Source organism: Rhodobacter capsulatus (genome assembly GCF_052363175.1).
In the GTDB taxonomy this organism is placed as follows: domain Bacteria; phylum Pseudomonadota; class Alphaproteobacteria; order Rhodobacterales; family Rhodobacteraceae; genus Rhodobacter; species Rhodobacter capsulatus_D.
Map to the genome: position 1 here is coordinate 3,649,775 of NZ_CP198946.1, position 16,773 is coordinate 3,666,547.

The 16,773-nt window shown below is 67.0% G+C and carries 14 protein-coding genes; 6 read left to right on the forward strand and 8 right to left on the reverse strand.

Annotated elements, in window-relative coordinates; genetic code table 11:
- Positions 1 to 21 precede the first annotated feature (21 nt).
- The 7 genes from ACTTAI_RS18870 to ACTTAI_RS18900 all read right to left on the reverse strand — a co-directional run bounded on the left by ACTTAI_RS18870 (position 22) and on the right by ACTTAI_RS18900 (position 11,428).
- Positions 22 to 1,140, reverse strand: coding sequence for an ABC transporter permease (locus ACTTAI_RS18870; protein ID WP_444453029.1), 1,119 nt, complete (start codon positions 1,138 to 1,140; stop codon positions 22 to 24).
- Complete coding sequence (gene rbbA, locus ACTTAI_RS18875) at positions 1,141 to 3,849, reverse strand: ribosome-associated ATPase/putative transporter RbbA (protein WP_444453030.1); 2,709 nt, start codon at positions 3,847 to 3,849, stop codon at positions 1,141 to 1,143.
- A 4-nt stretch (positions 3,850 to 3,853) separates the two neighbouring features.
- Entirely contained in the window at positions 3,854 to 4,858 is a 1,005-nt protein-coding gene (locus ACTTAI_RS18880; RefSeq protein WP_444453031.1) for an HlyD family secretion protein, read from the reverse strand.
- Positions 4,859 to 4,960: 102 nt separating this feature from the next.
- Positions 4,961 to 5,725, reverse strand: a complete 765-nt coding sequence (locus ACTTAI_RS18885; RefSeq protein WP_444453033.1) for an HpcH/HpaI aldolase family protein — start codon at positions 5,723 to 5,725, stop codon at positions 4,961 to 4,963.
- 96 nt (positions 5,726 to 5,821) lie between these two features.
- Complete coding sequence (locus ACTTAI_RS18890) at positions 5,822 to 8,944, reverse strand: efflux RND transporter permease subunit (protein ID WP_444453035.1); 3,123 nt, start codon at positions 8,942 to 8,944, stop codon at positions 5,822 to 5,824.
- 1 nt (position 8,945) lies between these two features.
- A complete protein-coding gene (locus ACTTAI_RS18895) occupies positions 8,946 to 10,049 on the reverse strand; it encodes an efflux RND transporter periplasmic adaptor subunit (protein WP_444453037.1) in 1,104 nt (367 codons plus the stop codon).
- 26 nt (positions 10,050 to 10,075) lie between these two features.
- The gene (locus tag ACTTAI_RS18900; protein ID WP_444453039.1) at positions 10,076 to 11,428 is read right to left on the reverse strand and encodes an efflux transporter outer membrane subunit; all 1,353 of its coding nucleotides are present in this window, start codon (positions 11,426 to 11,428) and stop codon (positions 10,076 to 10,078) included.
- A gap of 165 nt (positions 11,429 to 11,593) precedes the next feature.
- Between ACTTAI_RS18900 and ACTTAI_RS18905 the strand changes: the two genes are divergently transcribed.
- The 6 genes from ACTTAI_RS18905 (at position 11,594) to ACTTAI_RS18930 (ending at position 16,239) form a co-directional block, all read left to right on the forward strand.
- Positions 11,594 to 12,211, forward strand: a complete 618-nt coding sequence (locus ACTTAI_RS18905; RefSeq protein WP_444453041.1) for a TetR family transcriptional regulator — start codon at positions 11,594 to 11,596, stop codon at positions 12,209 to 12,211.
- Between the two features lie 79 nt (positions 12,212 to 12,290).
- The gene (locus ACTTAI_RS18910; protein ID WP_444453043.1) at positions 12,291 to 12,653 is read left to right on the forward strand and encodes a DUF2946 family protein; all 363 of its coding nucleotides are present in this window, start codon (positions 12,291 to 12,293) and stop codon (positions 12,651 to 12,653) included.
- Positions 12,654 to 12,806: 153 nt separating this feature from the next.
- Positions 12,807 to 13,913, forward strand: a complete 1,107-nt coding sequence (locus tag ACTTAI_RS18915; protein WP_444453045.1) for an ABC transporter substrate-binding protein — start codon at positions 12,807 to 12,809, stop codon at positions 13,911 to 13,913.
- The gene (locus tag ACTTAI_RS18920) at positions 13,910 to 14,962 is read left to right on the forward strand and encodes a FecCD family ABC transporter permease (protein ID WP_444453047.1); all 1,053 of its coding nucleotides are present in this window, start codon (positions 13,910 to 13,912) and stop codon (positions 14,960 to 14,962) included. The genes ACTTAI_RS18915 and ACTTAI_RS18920 overlap by 4 nt, the downstream gene beginning before the upstream one ends.
- A gap of 11 nt (positions 14,963 to 14,973) precedes the next feature.
- Positions 14,974 to 15,720, forward strand: a complete 747-nt coding sequence (locus ACTTAI_RS18925) for an ABC transporter ATP-binding protein (RefSeq protein WP_444453049.1) — start codon at positions 14,974 to 14,976, stop codon at positions 15,718 to 15,720.
- Between the two features lie 72 nt (positions 15,721 to 15,792).
- On the forward strand, positions 15,793 to 16,239 hold the full coding sequence (locus tag ACTTAI_RS18930) for a YaiI/YqxD family protein (protein WP_444453050.1): 447 nt from the start codon (positions 15,793 to 15,795) through the stop codon (positions 16,237 to 16,239).
- Positions 16,240 to 16,254: 15 nt separating this feature from the next.
- Here the strand turns inward: ACTTAI_RS18930 and nikR are convergent, their stop codons facing one another.
- On the reverse strand, positions 16,255 to 16,728 hold the full coding sequence (gene nikR, locus ACTTAI_RS18935) for a nickel-responsive transcriptional regulator NikR (protein ID WP_444453052.1): 474 nt from the start codon (positions 16,726 to 16,728) through the stop codon (positions 16,255 to 16,257).
- Positions 16,729 to 16,773: the final 45 nt, after the last annotated feature.

A 16,773-nucleotide genomic window follows, 5' to 3' on the forward strand; every position in this document is an offset into this window, starting at 1 on the left:
TCGGTTTGCCCGATCAATCCTCTAGCCCGCCAGAACCTTGCGAAACCGCGCCAGAACGATCGTCACCGCCACCGCCGCCATGCCCGCCATCATCGCCAGTTCCGGCCAGACGAGCGTCAGCCCCGCGCCGCGATAGAGCACCGCCTGCGCAAAGATCACGAAATGCGTCGCAGGCGAGACCGTCCGCATCGTCACCTGCAGCCAGCCGGGCATCGATTCGAGCGGCGTCATCCCCCCGGACAAAAGGATCATCAGCACGATCACCGGAATGACCAGCAGTCCGAATTGCCCCATCGTCCGGGTGAAGGAGGCCAGCAACAGCCCAAGGCTGGCCACCGCCACCACATAGATCGCCGCCCCCCCGGCATAAAGCGCAAGCGAGCCCGCCACCGGCACGCCCATCGCCCCCTCGACCACCACGACAAGGCTGAAGAGCGAGGCCAAAAGGATTACTGCCCCCGAGGCGAGGATCTTCGCGGCAACGATCTCGTGCGGGCGCACGGGCATCACCAGCACATGTTCAATCGTGCCATGCTCGCGCTCGCGGATCATCGAGGCGCCCGACAGGATCAGCATCAGGATGGTGACGTTGTTCATCAGCTGCATCACCGCGCTGAACCAGCTTGAGGTCAGGTTCGGGTTGAAGGCATTGCGAAAGACCACGGTGACCGGATCGGCGCTGGCGGCGCCGGGTGTCAGCGCGGCAGACAGTTCCTGCGCCAGCGTCTGGCGCAGGAAACTGGCGCCATTGCCCGCCTGCGCCACCGCCGTCGCATCGACAAGGATCTGCAGCGTCGTCGCGCGGCCCGCATGCAGGTCGCGCTCGAAATCCGGCGGGATCGTCAGCACCAGGATCGCCTCGCCCGCGCGTTGGGCGGCGGCAGCCTGCCCGGCGGTCATCGGCACCGGCTCGGCAAATAGGGGCGGACGGATCGCATCGGTCAGCCGGGCGGACAGCTGGCTGCGGTCCTCGTCCACCACGGCGGTGGCCAGATGATCGACCTCGGTGCTGGCGGCATCCGACACCAACCAGACCGCCAGCGTGAAGACATAGGCGATCAGCACCAGCATCACCCGGTCGCCGCGGATCGCCCGCAATTCCTTGCCGGTCAGCCACAGGATGTTGCGAAGACTGCGCATTCACCGCTCCTGCTTCGGAAGGGAAAGGATCGCCAGCGCCAGATAGCCAAGGGCGAACAGGCCAAGCACGGCGGCGGCCGAAAGCGCCTCGGGCCAGCCGAAGCCCTTGAGGAACGCGCCCACCGAAACCGGCTGGAACCACGCGCCGGGGAAGGCCAGACCGAAGATCCGCCCGCCTTCGCCCAGCGACGACACCGGCACCACCAGCCCGGAAAAGTTCACCGTGGGGATGATCGCAACGACGGCGGTGGCAAAGACCGCCGCCACCTGCGTGCGGGTGAAGGCCGAGATCAGCTGGCCAAAGCCCGTCGTGGCCGTCACATAGACGAGCGCGGCAAAGGCCAGCGCGGTCAGGCTGCCCGACAGCGGCACGGCAAAGACCGTCACCCCAAGCGTGATGAGCACCCAGAAACTGAGCCATGCCAGAGCCAGATAAGGCAGTTGCTTGCCCACCAGAAACTCGACCCGGCTGACCGGAGTAGACTGGAAATTCGCGATCGTGCCGGTTTCCTTTTCCCGCACCACACTGACTGCCGCCATCACCGCAGGCACCAGCATCAGGATCAGCATCAGCACCGAGGGCACCATCGCATTCGCGCTCTCGAAGGCCTGATTGAACAGGTAGCGGGTTTCAAAGCCGACCTTGCTCGTCTGTCCGATCCCCTCCTCGGCCGCGAGCTTGTCACTGAAATCCTGCAGCACGCCCAAGGCATAGCCCTGCGCGGTCTGGGCGCGAAACGGCATCGCGCCATCAAAGGTCAAGCCGATTTCAGGCACGTCGCCGCGGTGCAGATCGCGCCCGAACCCCTCGGGGATATCAAGCGCCAGCGTCACGCCCCCCAGCCCCATCCGGCCCTGCAACTCGGTAGGGCTGGCAAAGGGGGCGGTTTCGGCAAATTGCGGGATCGCGGTGAAGCCCTCGGTCAGGCGGCGGCTTTCGGCGCTTTGATCCTGATCCATCACCGCGAAAGACAGCCGGTCGACGTCGAAGGAAATCCCGAACCCCATCGCCAGCATCAGGATGACGGGGCCGAGCAGCGCGAAGAACAGCCGGATCGGATCGCGGGCCAGTTCCAGCGTCTCGCGCCAGGAATAGGCGTAAAGCCGCGTCAGCGCGGCCAGCCCCCTGCCCTTCGGGGCCGCGACCGGCGCTGGCATCCGGGCCTCGGGCGTGGCCTCATCGGTGTCGCTCTCGGCCTCCAGCACAGCAATGAAGGCGGCCTCCAGACTGTCCGCGCCGCGCCGCGCGACGATTTCCGCGGGCGTGCCCACCTCCAGCACCCGGCCCGCATGCATGAGCGAGATGCGGTCGCAGCGCGCCGCCTCGTTCATGAAATGGGTCGAGATGAAGATCGTCACCCCCTTTTCGCGCGACAGCCGCATCAGCACCGCCCAGAACCCGTCGCGCGCCACCGGATCGACGCCCGAGGTGGGTTCGTCCAAAATCAGGATCGGCGGTTCATGGATCATCGCCACGGCCAGTTGCAGCCGCTGCCGGATGCCCAGAGGCAGGCTTTCGGGCATCGCCTCGGCCACCTCGGCCAGATCGAATTCGGCCATCACCTCGGCCACGCGGGCCTGCCGCCGCTCGGGCGGCACGCCGTAAAGCCGCGCATGCAGGATCAGGTTTTGCCGCACCGACAATTCGCCATAAAGCGAAAACGCCTGCGACATGTAGCCGATGCCGAGCCGCGCCGTCATGTCCGCGCGCCCCAGCTCGCGGCCGAAAAGCTTCGTCGTGCCTTCGGTCGGGTCCAGAAGCCCGGTCAGCATCTTCATCGTCGTGGTCTTGCCGCAGCCGTTCGAGCCCAGAAAGCCGAAGATCTCGCCCTCGGGGATCGAAAAGCCGACGTGATCGACCGCGGTAAAGGCGCCGAAGCGTTTCACCAGCCCCTCGGCCTCGATAGCGATGCGGCCGCCGGTTTCGCGCCGCGGCAACACCGGCACGGCGGCATGACCGGCGCGGACAGCCTCGGGCAAAAGCGCGACGAAAGCCTCTTCAAGGCTCGCCGCCCCGGTGCGGGCACGCAGATCGGCTGGGCTGCCGGTGGCAATGACCCGGCCCGCGTCCATCGCGGCGATCCAGTCGAAACGGTCGGCCTCTTCCATGTAAGCTGTTGCGGTCAGCACGCTCATGCCGGGGCGGGAGGCACGGACGCGGGCGATCAATTCCCAGAACTGCCGCCGCGACAAGGGATCGACGCCGGTCGTGGGCTCATCGAGGATCAGCAGGTCCGGGTCATGGATCAGCGCGGCGCACAGGCCGAGCTTCTGTTTCATCCCGCCCGACAGCTTGCCTGCCGGACGATCGGGAAAAGGCGCAAGGCCGGTGGCGTCGAGCAGCATCGCGATGCGCTCGGCCCGTTCGGCCGCACCCTGACCGAAGAGACGCCCGAAGAACTGCAGGTTCTCGGTCACTGTCAACGTTGGATAGAGGTTCCGCCCCAGACCCTGCGGCATATAGGCGATGCGCGGGGCCAGCGCGGCGCGGTGTCGCCGCTCGGACATCGCGCCGCCCAGAACCTCGACGGTGCCGCCCTGCCCCCGCCGCACCCCGGCCACCAGCGCAAGCAAGCTCGACTTGCCGACACCATCCGGCCCGATCAGCCCGGCCATCACCCCCGCGGGGATCTCAAGACTCACCGCGTCAAGCGCCGTCACCGCGCCGTAGCGATGGGAAACCTCGCTGAGGCGGGCCACCGGCTGCATCGGCCTACTCGGGCAGCTTCACCGCCAGATCGGCGGGCCAGGGTGTGTCGGGCGTCGCGCGCACGAACCCGATGCCGCGCACGCCGACCTTCACGCTGTCGGCAAAGCGCAACAGCAGATCGCGCGGGATCGCCAGCTTGACGCGGAACACCAGATCGGCGCGCTCGGTGCTGGTTTCGACCGATTTCGGGGTGAATTGCGCCTGCGGGGCGACGAAACTGACCCGCGCGGGCACGACATATTGCGGCACCGGGTCCAGTACCAGCCGCGCCTCGTCATTCAACGCCAAAGTGCCGACGACCGAGGCCGGCAGGTAAAGCACCATGTAGACATCGGTCAGGTCCAGCAGCGTCACGACGGGCGTGCCCGCCGCGATCACCTCGCCCGGTTCGTGCAGCCGATAGAGCACCCGACCCCGGATCGGCGCCCGGATCACCAGATCGTCAAGCGCGATCTTCGCCTGTTCCCGGCTGGCTTCGGCCGCGGCGATCAACGCGGTGGCGTTTTGCACCTGCGCCCGCGCCGAAGCGAGCGAGGCCGCCGCTGCCGTGGCCGCATTCACCGCATCATCGAGCTGCGCCTGTGCCGCGTGGCCCTCGCCATGCAGCGTCGTCACCCGGTCGCGGTTGGTCGTGGCCACATCGAGCGCGCTTTGCGCCTGCATCACCGCCGCTTCCGCCTCGGCCTTTGCCGCTTGCGCTTGCAGCACGGAAGCCTCGGCCGCCAGCAATTTCGCCTGTGCGTCGCGATCATCCAGCCGCGCCAGCACCGCGCCCGCCTCGACCATCTGCCCCTCGGCAGCCGAGACCTCGGTAAGACGCCCGGCATATTTTCCGGCCACATCGATACTTTGCGCCTCAAGCCGCCCGTTCGAGGCGGTCACGCCGGTCTGATCTCCCGCCCCCTCGATCCGCGCCAAAAGCCCGGCAAAGGGCGATTGCGCCTGAACCGGGGCGCAGAGCGCGGCAAGCACGGCAAGGGACAAGGCAGGGACAGACGGCAGCGACATCGCGGATCTCCGTATCGAGTCTGAACCAAATGGTTCACCTTTGCCGCGCGAAGGTCAAGGCCTACTCGACACGCCCCCATCGCAACCACGTGAGCACTGGCCTCAGAGCCGCGCGATGCCTTGCCGCAGCGTCTCTGCCGCGCGAGCGAGCAGCCCCGCATCGATGCCGATCCCCAGAAAATCGACGCCGATCTCCAGCGCCATCTTCTGCATCACCGGATCGGTGGTCAGGATGCCCGCAGGCTTGCCCGCCGCCTGAATGCGCTTGAGGGTGTCGAGCACCTTCGCCCGCGCCTCGGGATGAGCCTGATTGTCGCCAAAGCCGAGCGAGGCCGACAGATCCGCAGGCCCGACGAACAGCGCATCGATCCCCGGCACAGCGGCAATGTCTTCAAGGGCGTCGAGCGCCGCGACGGTCTCGATCTGCGCGATCACGCAAAGCTCTTCGGCGCAAGTCGCCATGTAATTCTCGATCCGGCCAAACCGCGTCGCCCGCGTCAGACCCGACACGCCGCGCACGCCCTCGGGCGGGTAGCGGGTCGCGGCCACGGCGGCCTGCGCCTCGGCCACGCTGTTCACCATCGGAATGAGCAGCGTCTGCGCCCCGGCATCCAGCATCCGCTTGATCAGCGCGGTGTCATTGACCGCAGGGCGAACCCAGGCCGAAACTTCGGGGTAACCGCCAAGGCATTGCAGCTGCGGCAGGATCGTCAGCGGATCCCCGGGGCTGTGTTCGGTATCAAGGCAAAGCCAGTCATAGCCCGCGCCCGCGACGACCTCGAGCGCGAAGCTGGTCGAAAGCGTCGTCCAAAGCCCGATCTGACAGCGCCCGGTTCCCAAAGCCCGTTTGAAGCGGTTCTCGATCATGCAGCCCCCCGAAATGAAAAGGGCGACGGCGAACCGTGCGCCCGAGCCGGGCTTAGCACGTCGCCGTCGCCGATGTCGACCGCCGCGGCGGAGGGGTCAGGCGGCCCCCGCCTTGCGCCGGGAGAACAGCGCATTCGTCAGTCGGAAGAAGAGCGGCACGAAGAAGATCGCCAACCCGGTGCCCGACAGCGTGCCGAACAGCGTCGTGTAACCGATCGCTTCGCGCGCCCCCGCGCCTGCCCCCGTTGACAGAAGCAGCGGCACGACGCCAAGCGTGAAGGCGAGCGAGGTCATCAGGATCGGGCGGAAGCGCAGCCGGGCGGCCTCGACCGCGGCGGTCAGCGCATCCTCGCCAAGGTTCCGCATCCGCTCGCGAGCGAATTCGACGATCATGATGCCGTTCTTGCCGGTCAGACCCACGACGGTCAGCAGACCGACCTGGAAATAGACCCCGTTCGCCTGACCGCCGAGCCACGCGCCCACCAGCGCCCCGATGATGCCCACAGGCATCGCCAGAATGACCGCAATCGGGATCACCCAGCTTTCGTAAAGCGCCGCAAGGCACAGGAAGACCGCGGCCAACGAAAGCGCATAAAGTGCCATCGCGCCGTTGCCCGCCTCTTTCTCCTCCAGCGACAGGCCCGACCATTGCAGCGCGAAGCCGGGCGGAAGTTGCGCGGCAAGGCTCTCCATTTCGGTCAGGGCTGCACCAGAGGACAGACCCGGCACCGGCGAGCCCTGGATCTCCATTGCGGGCAGCGCGTCATAGCGCACGATCTGCTGCGGCCCGTAGACCCATTTCTCGGTGGCGAAGGTAGACAACGAAACGAAATCGCCATTCGCATTCGGCACCCGCCAGAGCGCGAAATCGGTGGGCGTCGAGCGCGCCCAAGGCTCGCCCTGCACATAGACGCGTTTGACGCGGCCCTCGTTCAGGAAGTCGTTCACATAGGCCGAAGACCAGATCGTCGAAAGGAAATCGCCCACATCCGCCGCCGTCAGGCCAACGGCCCCGGCCTTGGCCCAGTCGATATCCAGCCGGAACTGTGCCGCATCCTCAACCCCGTTCGGACGCACGGCCATCAGTTTTCCGCTTTGCCCGGCCATGCCCAGAAGCTGGTTGCGCGCCGCCAGAAGCTCTTCGTGCGTCTGGCCTGAGCGCGCCTGCAGGAAGGCGGTGAAGCCGTTCGAGTTGCCCAGTTCCAGCACCGGCGGCGGCACGATCGGAATGACGATCGCTTCCTTGATGCCGCCCATCAGCGGCCCGAAAGCCCGGCCCGCGATCGCCTGCGCACCATTCTGCGGCCCGGGGCGTTGGTCCCAGTCCTTCAGCTTGATGAACATCATCGCCATGTTCTGGCCCTGCCCGGCGAAGGAGAAGCCGACAACCGAGAACAAAGCCTCGACATTGTCCTTTTCCGCCGTGCGCCAGTAGCCCTCGACCTGCTCGACGACCTTTTTGGTTTCCGCCGCAGTGCTGCCCGAAGGGGTTTGCACCAGCGTCATCAGCACACCTTGATCTTCGTCGGGCAGGAAGGCGGTCGGCGTGCGCAGATAAAGCGCCCCCATCGCGGCCACCAGACAAGCATAGACGACAAGCCCCTTGACCGGGTTCGCCACCACCCAGCGGGTGATGCCACCATAGCCATTGGTCAGCCGCCCGAAGCGGGTCTCGAAATGGCCGCCGAACCAGTTCGCGAAACCGCCCTTGGCCTCGGCATGGGGTTTCAGGATCGTGGCGCAAAGCGCAGGTGTAAAGACAAGCGCCACCAGAACCGAAAGCGTCATGGCCGAGACGATGGTGACCGAGAACTGCTTGTAGATCTCGCCCGTGGAGCCGCCGAAGAAGGCCATCGGCACAAAGACAGCCGAAAGCACCAAAGCGATGCCGACCAGCGCGCCCGAGATTTCCCCCATTGACTTGCGGGTGGCCTCGCGCGGGGACAGGTGTTCCTCGGCCATGATCCGCTCGACGTTCTCGACGACGACGATGGCGTCATCGACCAGCAGCCCGATGGCCAGAACCATGGCGAGCATCGTCAGCGTGTTGATCGAGAAGCCGAAGGCCGCCATCACGCCAAAGGTGCCCAGAAGCACCACCGGCACCGCCAGCGTCGGAATAAGCGTCGCGCGCAGATTGTGCAGGAAGACGAGCATCACGATGACGACCAGCACGATCGCTTCGAAGAGGGTCTTGATCACCTCCTCGATCGACAGCGTCACGAAGGGCGTCGTGTCGTAGGGGATGACGTAATCCATCCCCTTCGGCAGATAGGGCGCCATTTCCGCCAGCCGGTCCTTGACCAGTTTGGCCGTATCGAGCGCATTCGCCCCCGACGCCAACTGAATGGCCATCCCGGCGGAGGGCGTGCCGTTGTAAAACGCGTCGATATCGTAGCTTTCGGCGCCCAGTTCGACCCGCGCCACATCGCGCAACAGCACCAGCCCGCCATCGGTATCGGCACGCAGGACGATGCGCTCGAAATCCTCGGGCGTGGTCAACAGCGATTGCGCGGTGATCGTGGCGTTCAGAAGCTGTCCTTCCGGCGCGGGCAGCGCACCAAAAGAGCCGGCCGAAATCTGCGCGTTCTGTCCCTTCACGGCGGCGATCACCGCAGCCGGGGACATGTCATAGGCCTTGAGCTTGCGCGGATCGAGCCAGATCCGCATCGCATGTTCCGAGCCAAAGACCGTAACCGCCCCAACGCCCTTGAGCCGCGAGAAGCTTTCGACCATCGAGGCGTTCATGTAGTCCGAAAGCTCGACCGAAGACCGCGACTTGTCGGGCGAAATCAGGGCCGCCACCATCAGGAAGCCGGTCGTCGATTTCTCGACCGTGACGCCTTGCCGGGTGACGGCTTCGGGCAGGCTCGCCTGCGCCTGCGCCAGCTTGTTCTGCACCTGCACCTGCGCGATGTCGGGATCGGTGCCCAGCGCGAAGGTCAGGGTGATCGTTGCCCGCCCGGTCGCGGTGGTGTCGGATTTGAGGTAGCGCAGCCCGTCTAGGCCGGTCATCTGCTTCTCGATCACCTGCACCACGGTATCGGTGACGGTCTCCGCCGAAGCGCCGGGATAGGCCGCGGAAATCACCACGGCGGGCGAGGCGATCGAGGGATATTGCGACACCGGAAGGCGCAGGATCGAGAGCGCCCCCAACCCCATGATCACCAGCGCGATGACCCAGGCGAAGATCGGCCGGTCAATGAAGAAACGCGCCATGTTACTGCGCCTCCGCCGGAACGACGGCCACCGGCGCCCCCGGCCCGGTCTTCTGGAAGCCCGAGGTGATCACCTGATCACCCTCCGCCAGCCCAGAGGTCACGATCCAGTCCGCCCCCGAAGAGGTGGCCACCGTCACCGGCTTTTGCGCCACCTTGCCCGCTTCGACGACCCAGACATAGGCGCCGCCGGAAGGCTCGCGCATCACCACGTTCTGCGGCAGGGCAAAGGCATTCTTCGCCAGTGCTTGCGGCAGGTCCACCTCGACATACATGCCGGGCAGAAGGATGTGATCGGGGTTCGGGAAACTCATCCGCAGCGTCACCATCCCGGTCGTCGGCTCGACGCGCGGTTCGGCGGCCTGCAAACGGCCTTTCATAGGATAGACCGAGCCATCGGCGAGGATCAGCCCCGCCTCGCCCACGGCCCGCATCGCGCGCCCTTCGGGGGTCGAGGTCAGGCGCAGGATGTCGGTCGCCGACTGCGTGACATCGACATAGACCGGATCGAGCGCCCGGATCGTCGTCAGGGGCGTCGTCTGGCTTGCCGCGACCAGCGCGCCGGTCGTGGCCTGCGTCAACCCGATCACCCCGGCGATGGGGGCGCGGATCGTCGTGCGGTCCAGCTCGATCGTCGCGCTTTCCAGCTGCGCCTCGGCCGCCTGCACCGCCGCATCGGCGGCGGCCCGCGTTGCCACCGCGGAATCGCGGTTTTGTGCCGAACCGGCATTGGAAGCAAAAAGCTCAAGCGCCCGCTTTTCCTCCAGTACCGCCAGATCGCGTGAAGCCTTGGCCTGCGCCACCGCGGCCTTCGCTGCCGCAACGGCAGCCTGATAGCTGTCATCCTCGATCTTGTAGAGCGGCTGCCCTTCGGTCACCGGGGTGCCCTCCTCGAACAGCCGCCCGCGCAGGATGCCCGAGACCTGCGGGCGCACCTCTGCCTCGGTCGAGGCCTTGATCCGGCCGGGCAGACGCGCGGTCAGCGGCACATCCTTTGCATGGGCGACAAGAACAGTAACCGGCGATGGCCCCTGCGGCTGTTCCTGCGCAAGAACAGGCAGGGGCAGAAGCAGAAGGAGCAGCCCGAGGGTTTTGTGAAACGACATGAGAAACCTGTCTGGAAGGAGGGGGATCAGCGGATACCGCCCGCGGCGGCAACACTCAGGGTTATGAAATCGACCGCGCGCTGCCGTTCGGCCGCGGCCTGGCTTTGCTGTGCGGACAGATAGCTGCGCTCGGCATCGAGGACGGTCATGAAGTCGCCCTCGCCCAAGCTGTAATTGGTACGCGACAGCTCCAGAGTTCCAGCGCTGGTCTCGACCAGATGCGCCTGCGCCGCGATATTGCGCCCGTCACGGTTATAGGCGGCCAGCGCACTTTCAACCTCGTCGATCGCGGTCAGCACGGCCTTCTCCCAAGCCAGCTTCGCTTCGAGCGCCCGCGCCTCGGCGCCGCGCAGGTTCGCGCGGTTGGCGCCGCCGGTGAAGATGGGCAAGTTGATCGACGGGCCGACCGCCCAATACCGGATCGTGTTCGCATCGCGCACATGCGTTGGCGTGATCGAGCCCGAAAGCGTGACCGACGGATAGAAGGCCGCCTTGGCCACGCCGATATCATAGACCGCGGCGGCATAATTGCGCTCGGCCAGACGCACGTCGGGACGCGCGCGCAGCACATCGGCCGGCACGCCGACGCTGGCCTTGTAACGCGGACGGGGTTGCCCCGCTCCACGCGTCAACTGCGGACGCAAGGCCGCGACCGGCTGCGCGGTCAGCGTCGCCAGTGTCACCAGCGCCTGATCGAAGCCGGTCTCATAGCCCGGCAGCTGCGCCTCGCCCTCGGCCACCAGCTGCTCGGCCTGCAACAGCTCGAGCCGCCCGGCTGTGCCGCTGTCGACCTGCGCCCGCGTCAACTCGAGGCTCTTACGGCGGCTCTCCAGAGATTTGCGGGTCAGCGCGATCGAGGCCTGCTGATAGCGCAGATCCGCATAGGCCTGCGCGATCGCGCCTTCCATCACCAGCCGCGCAACATCGGCCGAGGCATAGGCCGCATCGAGCCGCGCCGAGGCCGCCGCGCGATTGGCACGGTTCGCCCCGAAGAGATCGGCCGTCCAGCCCACCGCCAGCGCGCCCGAACTGACCTCGCGCACCCCGGTGCCGGTGGTGTTGCCGCGCGTGCCGGTGACCGTACCGGACAGCTGCGGCACATCGGCCGCTCCGGTGGCCGCGGCGGTGGCCCGGGCCGCCTCGATCGCCGCCACCGCCTGCAGCACGTCAAGGTTGCGCGCCCGCCCCGCCGCGATCAGCTGATCCAGCGTCTTGTCGCGGAAGGCCGACCACCACGGCCCCTGCGCGGCGCGCCCCGGCGCGGCGGCATCGAAGTCCGCCGGAACCTTGGCCGCGGGGGCCTCGTAACTGACCTGCGCGCAACCGGCGAGCGCCGCCGTCGCCCCCAGAAGAAAACCCCGCCGCCCGATCCGCATCATGCTCTTGTCCTTCGTGCCTTGATCCGACAGGCCGGATCGTTGGAAGGGCATTTACATACATGCGCGTATGTTTGTAAAGAGGCAGATAGGGCGCTTGACCAAAATCGCGCGAGGCGAAACAAGGCGGGCAAATCGGGGGCCAGGCCCACCGGGGAGGCGGCACGGATGCGGCGCAGCAAGGCTGATGCGGAACAGACGCGACAGAACATTCTCGACGCGGCGGAACGTCTGTTCTGCACGCGCGGCATCGCACAGACGACGCTGGAGCAGATCGCCCGCGAGGCGGGGGCGACGCGGGGCGCAATCTATTGGCATTTCAAGGACAAGACCGATGTCCTGAGCGCAATCTACGAGCGCTACGAAGACCCGCAGCTGTGCCGGATCGAGACCGCCGCTGCGGGCGAATTGCCCGATGATCCGCTTGACGTGCTGGAAGTCACCGGGTCTGAATATCTTCAGACGATCGAATCCGATCCGGTGCAGCAGCGGCTGCATCTGATTCTGATCTCGGGGACGCCGAACGACGGCACCGAGCAATGGCGCGAATCAAAGAATGCCGAAATCTACCGACTGCTGCTGCGGCTTATGGAACGCGCCCATGCCGAGGGCTATCTGAGCGATGCGCTGACCCCGCAGGAGGCGGCGGTGGCGCAGATGGTGATGTTCAACGGGTTGATCGGCGAATGGCACCGCTCGGGGCGGGCCTTTCCGCTGCATGCAACCGGCTCGAAACTGGTGCGCCATCTGATCAACTCGATGCGCAAGACGCCCGCCGAAATGTGACAGGACGCAAACCGGTCTGCGGCGGTCCGTCGCAATCGGGATTGCGGCACGATAACGTTTCTGTCATCTGCGCCACATGATGCGCCGTTTCTCTCACGACCTCCGCGGCTTCGTGATCGCCACCCTGACGATCGCGATGCTGTTCGTCGGATTCGCGCATCGCATGCCGACGGCGGCGGAAACCGCGCTGCAAAACTATGTCGCCTCGGGCGGCTCGGTCGCGGCGCTCTGTCATGACAGCGGCGGCAGCCCGCAGATGCAGGCCGGGGAATGCCCCGTCTGCCATCTGACCGCCCATTGCCTTCTGCCCGAAGCCGAGATCACGCTGCGCCCTGCGGCGCGTGTCTTTGCCTTCGATCCCCCTGCCCCCGCTGCGGTGCATCCGCTGGCCGCAAGGCGCGATCACGCCCACGCCAGCCGCGCTCCTCCCGCAACCGCCTGATCCGACGGCGCCCCCGATCCCGGGCTGGCGCTGCCCGATCCGGTTGCAAAGACCGGTCCCCGTCTGATTGCCGAACCTCCGCCCGGGGCCGCAAGCCCGGTCGGGTGTTCTCCCCAATCCGGCCGCCTGCCGCGGCCTGCTTCGGAGATCCCGATGTCCCTCCTTCTGCGCGGCCTTGCCGCCTCTGCCCTCTCTTGTGTCCTTGCCCTGCCCGCGCTGGCGCATGACCCCGTCCAGATCACCGACCTCGACGGTCGCACGGTCACCCTGCACGACCACCCCGAAAAGGTCGCGCTCGGCTTTTATTACGAGGATTATCTGGCCGTCGCCGGACCCGAGGGGGCGGCGAAACTCGTGTCGCTCTCGCGCGCACCCCGGGCCGATTGGCGCCCCGGCCAATGGGCGGCCTACACGAAGGTCTTCCCGAACCTCGAGACCCTGCCCGATTTCGGGAATGCCGATGACAACACCTTTTCGGTCGAGGCGCTGATCGCCTCGAAGCCCGATGTGGCGATCCTGTCGACCTGGCAGACCGCCGCGATCGGCGCCGCCGGGGTGAAACAGATCGAAGACGCCGGGATCGCGGTCGTCGCCATCGATTACAACGCGCAGACGCTCGAACGGCACCTGCTCTCGACCCGGGTTCTGGGCGCGGTGATGGGCCAGCCCGAACGGGCCGAAAAACTGGCCGCGATGTATGAGGCGAAGACGAAAGACACGCTCGAGCGCATCGCCAAGGCCGGGCCCTCGGGCAAGAAGATCTATGTCGAACTGGCGCAGAAGGGCCCGGACGAGATCGGCAACACCTATGGCAAGGGCATGTGGGCCGGGGTGATCGACATGGTCGGCGGGCAGAATATCGCCAAGGGCCAGCTCGAGAACTGGGGACCGCTTTCGCCCGAATATGTGCTGGCCAACCAGCCCGACGTGATCTTGCTGGCCGGGTCGGAGTGGAAGAACAAGCCCCATGCGGTGATCCTTGGCTTTGGCGCAAGTGACGCCGAGGCGCAGCCGAAGATGGCGGCCTATGCCACGCGCGCGGGCTGGGCTGACCTGCCGGCCGTGAAAAACCACGAGGTTTACGGCATTTATCACGGCGGCAACCGCACGCTGTCGGATTTCGTCTATGCCCGCACCATCGCCAAGGCGCTTTATCCCGCGGCGTTTGCCGATGTCGATCCGGCGGCGGAACTGGCGGACTATTACAAGGCCTGGTTGCCGGTGGCGCCTGACGGCCTTTTCGTGACGAAACTGCAATGACCGTGCTGGCTCGTCCCGCCCTTGACCGGTGGCGGGCGCGGGCAGTGCGCAGGAGCACGGCGGCCCTGCTCGCCGTGCTCCTGCTCGCCAGCCTTTCGCTCGTCGATCTGATGACCGGTCCCTCGGGCATGAGCCCGCAGGACGTGTGGCGGGCGGCCGTCGCGGGCCCCGAAGGGCTCGACCGCGCCGCCGCCACGATCTTCTGGCAGATCCGGCTGCCGCAACTGCTGATGGGGCTGATCGTCGGGGCCTCGCTCGGGCTGGCGGGGCTCTTGATGCAGACGATCCTTGCCAATCCGCTCGCCTCGCCCTTCACCCTCGGCTTTTCCGCGGCCGCCGGGTTCGGCGCAGCCCTTGCGTTGATGGGCACCTCGGTCGTGGCCCTGCCGCTGCCGGGCTGGCTGCTGACCCCGGTCGCCGCCTTTGCCGCCACGCTTTGCGCCACCGCGCTTGTCTGGCTTGTCGCGCGGTTCAAGGGCACCGCGCCCGAGATCCTCGTTCTGGCCGGGATCGCGGTGATGTTCTTCTTTCAGTCGGCGCAATCGCTGCTGCAATTCATGGCCTCGCCCGAGGTGTTGCAGCAGATCGTCTTCTGGCTCTTCGGCTCGCTCCTGAAGGCGACCTGGGTTTCGGTGGCGGTCTCCGGCACGATCCTGACGCTGTGCATCCCGCTCATCGCCCGCGATCTCTGGGCGCTGACGGCGCTGCGGCTGGGCGAGGCGAATGCCGCCTCTCTTGGCCTCGATGTGGCGGCGCTGCGGCAGCGAGCCTTCCTGATCACCGCGCTTCTGACCGCCGGGGCGGTCAGCTTCACCGGCACGATCGGCTTTGTCGGCCTGATCGCGCCGCATCTGGCCCGCGCGCTGGTGGGTGAGGATCACCGCCTGTCGGTGCCCGTTGCCGGGCTGGCCGGGGCGCTGATCCTGATCGCGGCCTCGATCACCGGCAAGCTTTTGTCGCAAGGCGCGGCGATCCCGGTGGGGATCGTCACCGCCGTGGCCGGGATTCCGATGCTGATGGTGGTGATCTTGCGACACCGCGGCGCCTGAAGGAGGGGATCATGCTGACCATCGACCTGCCCGCCCTGCATCGCGGCAAGATGCAGGTGCTGCACCCCGAACATCTGAGCCTCGCCCCCGGCGAGGTGGTCGCGCTGCTTGGCCCGAATGGCGCGGGCAAGAGCACGCTTTTGCACGCGATCGCGGGCCTTGCGCCGGAGCGGGTGCGGCTGCGCAACCACGGGACCGATCTGCCCCGCGATCAGATCGGATTTCTGCCGCAGGCCTTTGCCGTGCGCTCGACGCTGAGCGTGCTCGATTGCATCCTGCTCGGCCGGCGCGAGGCGCTTGGCCTGCGCGTCCCGCCCCGGCTGATCGCCGAGGCCGAGGCGCTCCTGTGCCGTCTCGGCCTGGCGCCGCTGGCCGACCGGCCGATGCAGGATCTGTCGGGCGGGCAGCAGCAGCGCGTGCTGATCGCCCAGCGGCTGTTCCGACGGCCGAAACTGCTGCTGCTCGACGAGCCGACCTCGGCGCTCGATCTGCACCATCAGCTGGAGGTGATGGCGCTCTTGCGGGCCCATGCGGAGGAGACCGGAACCCCGGTTCTGGCGGCGCTGCATGACCTCAGCCTTGCGGCGCGCTGGTGCGACCGGGTGCTGGTTCTGGCCGAGGGGCGGCTTCTGGCCGATGGCCCGGCCGAAGCGGTGCTGACCCCCGACTGTCTGGCCCGGCACTGGCGCATCACCCCCGAGGTGCTGCTGTCGCGCGATGGCAAGCCGGTGATCGTGCCGCATCCGCTTGGTGCGTGAGCCCCGCTGCCCCTTGCGCCCACACCGCGCATCGGGCAGCGTCGCAGGCGCGCGAACCGGAAAGGACCCCCGATGACGATCTATGTCGATGCCGATGCCTGCCCGGTCAAGGCCGAGGTCGAACGTGTCGGCACAAGGCACCGCCACCCGATGGTGATCGTCTCGAACGGCGGCATCCGACCCTCGCCCAATCCGCTGATCGAAACGGTGATCGTCGCGGCGGGGCCGGACGAGGCCGACAAATGGATCGCCGAACGCGCCGGTCCGGGCGATGTGGTGATCACCGCCGACATCCCGCTTGCCGCGAAATGCGTCGCAGCGGGGGCGCAGGTGCTCAAACACACGGGCGAGCCGCTGACGGCAGACAATATCGGCAATGTGCTTGCCACCCGCGATCTGATGGCCGATCTGCGCGCGGCCGATCCGTTCCTGCAGGGCCGCGGTGGCGGCTTCACCAAGGCCGACCGCAGCCGGTTTCTGGACGCGCTCGAACGCGCGCTGCGCCGCATCACGGGCTGATCGGCGGGCGCGAGCTCAGGGCTTCCAGCGATCCTGCACCCGCAGATGCTCATGCGTATGGGCGCGGGTGCCGTGCAGGTGAAACTCGATCTCGGTTTTCACCGGGATCAGCGCGGTCTGCCCGTGCAGCACCCCGCGCTGCAAAAACAGCGAATTGGCATATGCCTGAACTGAACCGACCGTGCCGCGCATCACCGCCACCTCGACCGCGGCGTGATGATCGAGCGGCACCGACAGCGCGGCAATCGTGGTGTCGTGATGGCGCTGGCGGCTTTCGGGCACGGCCCGACCCAGATCGCGTTGCGAGGGGTCAAGCGCATAGGTGATCACGCCGACGCATTCGGACCCATCGGGCGCATCCTCGGCCAGAAGCCCGCGGCGGACCAGATCGCGCAAGGCTTCGGACCGGTTCGAGGCGCCCGAGCGCGCCATGAACCCGTCGAGCGCGGCCAGAAGATCGTCTTCGATGGTGATGGTGATGCGCTGCATGGGGTCCCTCCGCCGCAGACCCTTGCATGGGCGGGCCGCGCGCAC

Bases quoted from the DNA above. Each gene is read 5' to 3' on its own strand.
- ACTTAI_RS18890 (WP_444453035.1), bottom strand. From the start codon at position 8,944: ATGGCGCGTTTCTTCATTGACCGGCCGATCTTCGCCTGGGTCATCGCG.
- ACTTAI_RS18895 (WP_444453037.1), bottom strand. From the start codon at position 10,049: ATGTCGTTTCACAAAACCCTCGGGCTGCTCCTTCTGCTTCTGCCCCTG.
- ACTTAI_RS18930 (WP_444453050.1), top strand. From the start codon at position 15,793: ATGACGATCTATGTCGATGCCGATGCCTGCCCGGTCAAGGCCGAGGTC.
- nikR (WP_444453052.1), bottom strand. From the start codon at position 16,728: ATGCAGCGCATCACCATCACCATCGAAGACGATCTTCTGGCCGCGCTC.
- ACTTAI_RS18925 (WP_444453049.1), top strand. From the start codon at position 14,974: ATGCTGACCATCGACCTGCCCGCCCTGCATCGCGGCAAGATGCAGGTG.
- ACTTAI_RS18870 (WP_444453029.1), bottom strand. From the start codon at position 1,140: ATGCGCAGTCTTCGCAACATCCTGTGGCTGACCGGCAAGGAATTGCGG.
- ACTTAI_RS18880 (WP_444453031.1), bottom strand. From the start codon at position 4,858: ATGTCGCTGCCGTCTGTCCCTGCCTTGTCCCTTGCCGTGCTTGCCGCG.
- ACTTAI_RS18920 (WP_444453047.1), top strand. From the start codon at position 13,910: ATGACCGTGCTGGCTCGTCCCGCCCTTGACCGGTGGCGGGCGCGGGCA.
- ACTTAI_RS18885 (WP_444453033.1), bottom strand. From the start codon at position 5,725: ATGATCGAGAACCGCTTCAAACGGGCTTTGGGAACCGGGCGCTGTCAG.
- ACTTAI_RS18915 (WP_444453045.1), top strand. From the start codon at position 12,807: ATGTCCCTCCTTCTGCGCGGCCTTGCCGCCTCTGCCCTCTCTTGTGTC.
- ACTTAI_RS18900 (WP_444453039.1), bottom strand. From the start codon at position 11,428: ATGATGCGGATCGGGCGGCGGGGTTTTCTTCTGGGGGCGACGGCGGCG.
- ACTTAI_RS18910 (WP_444453043.1), top strand. From the start codon at position 12,291: ATGCGCCGTTTCTCTCACGACCTCCGCGGCTTCGTGATCGCCACCCTG.
- ACTTAI_RS18905 (WP_444453041.1), top strand. From the start codon at position 11,594: ATGCGGCGCAGCAAGGCTGATGCGGAACAGACGCGACAGAACATTCTC.
- rbbA (WP_444453030.1), bottom strand. From the start codon at position 3,849: ATGCAGCCGGTGGCCCGCCTCAGCGAGGTTTCCCATCGCTACGGCGCG.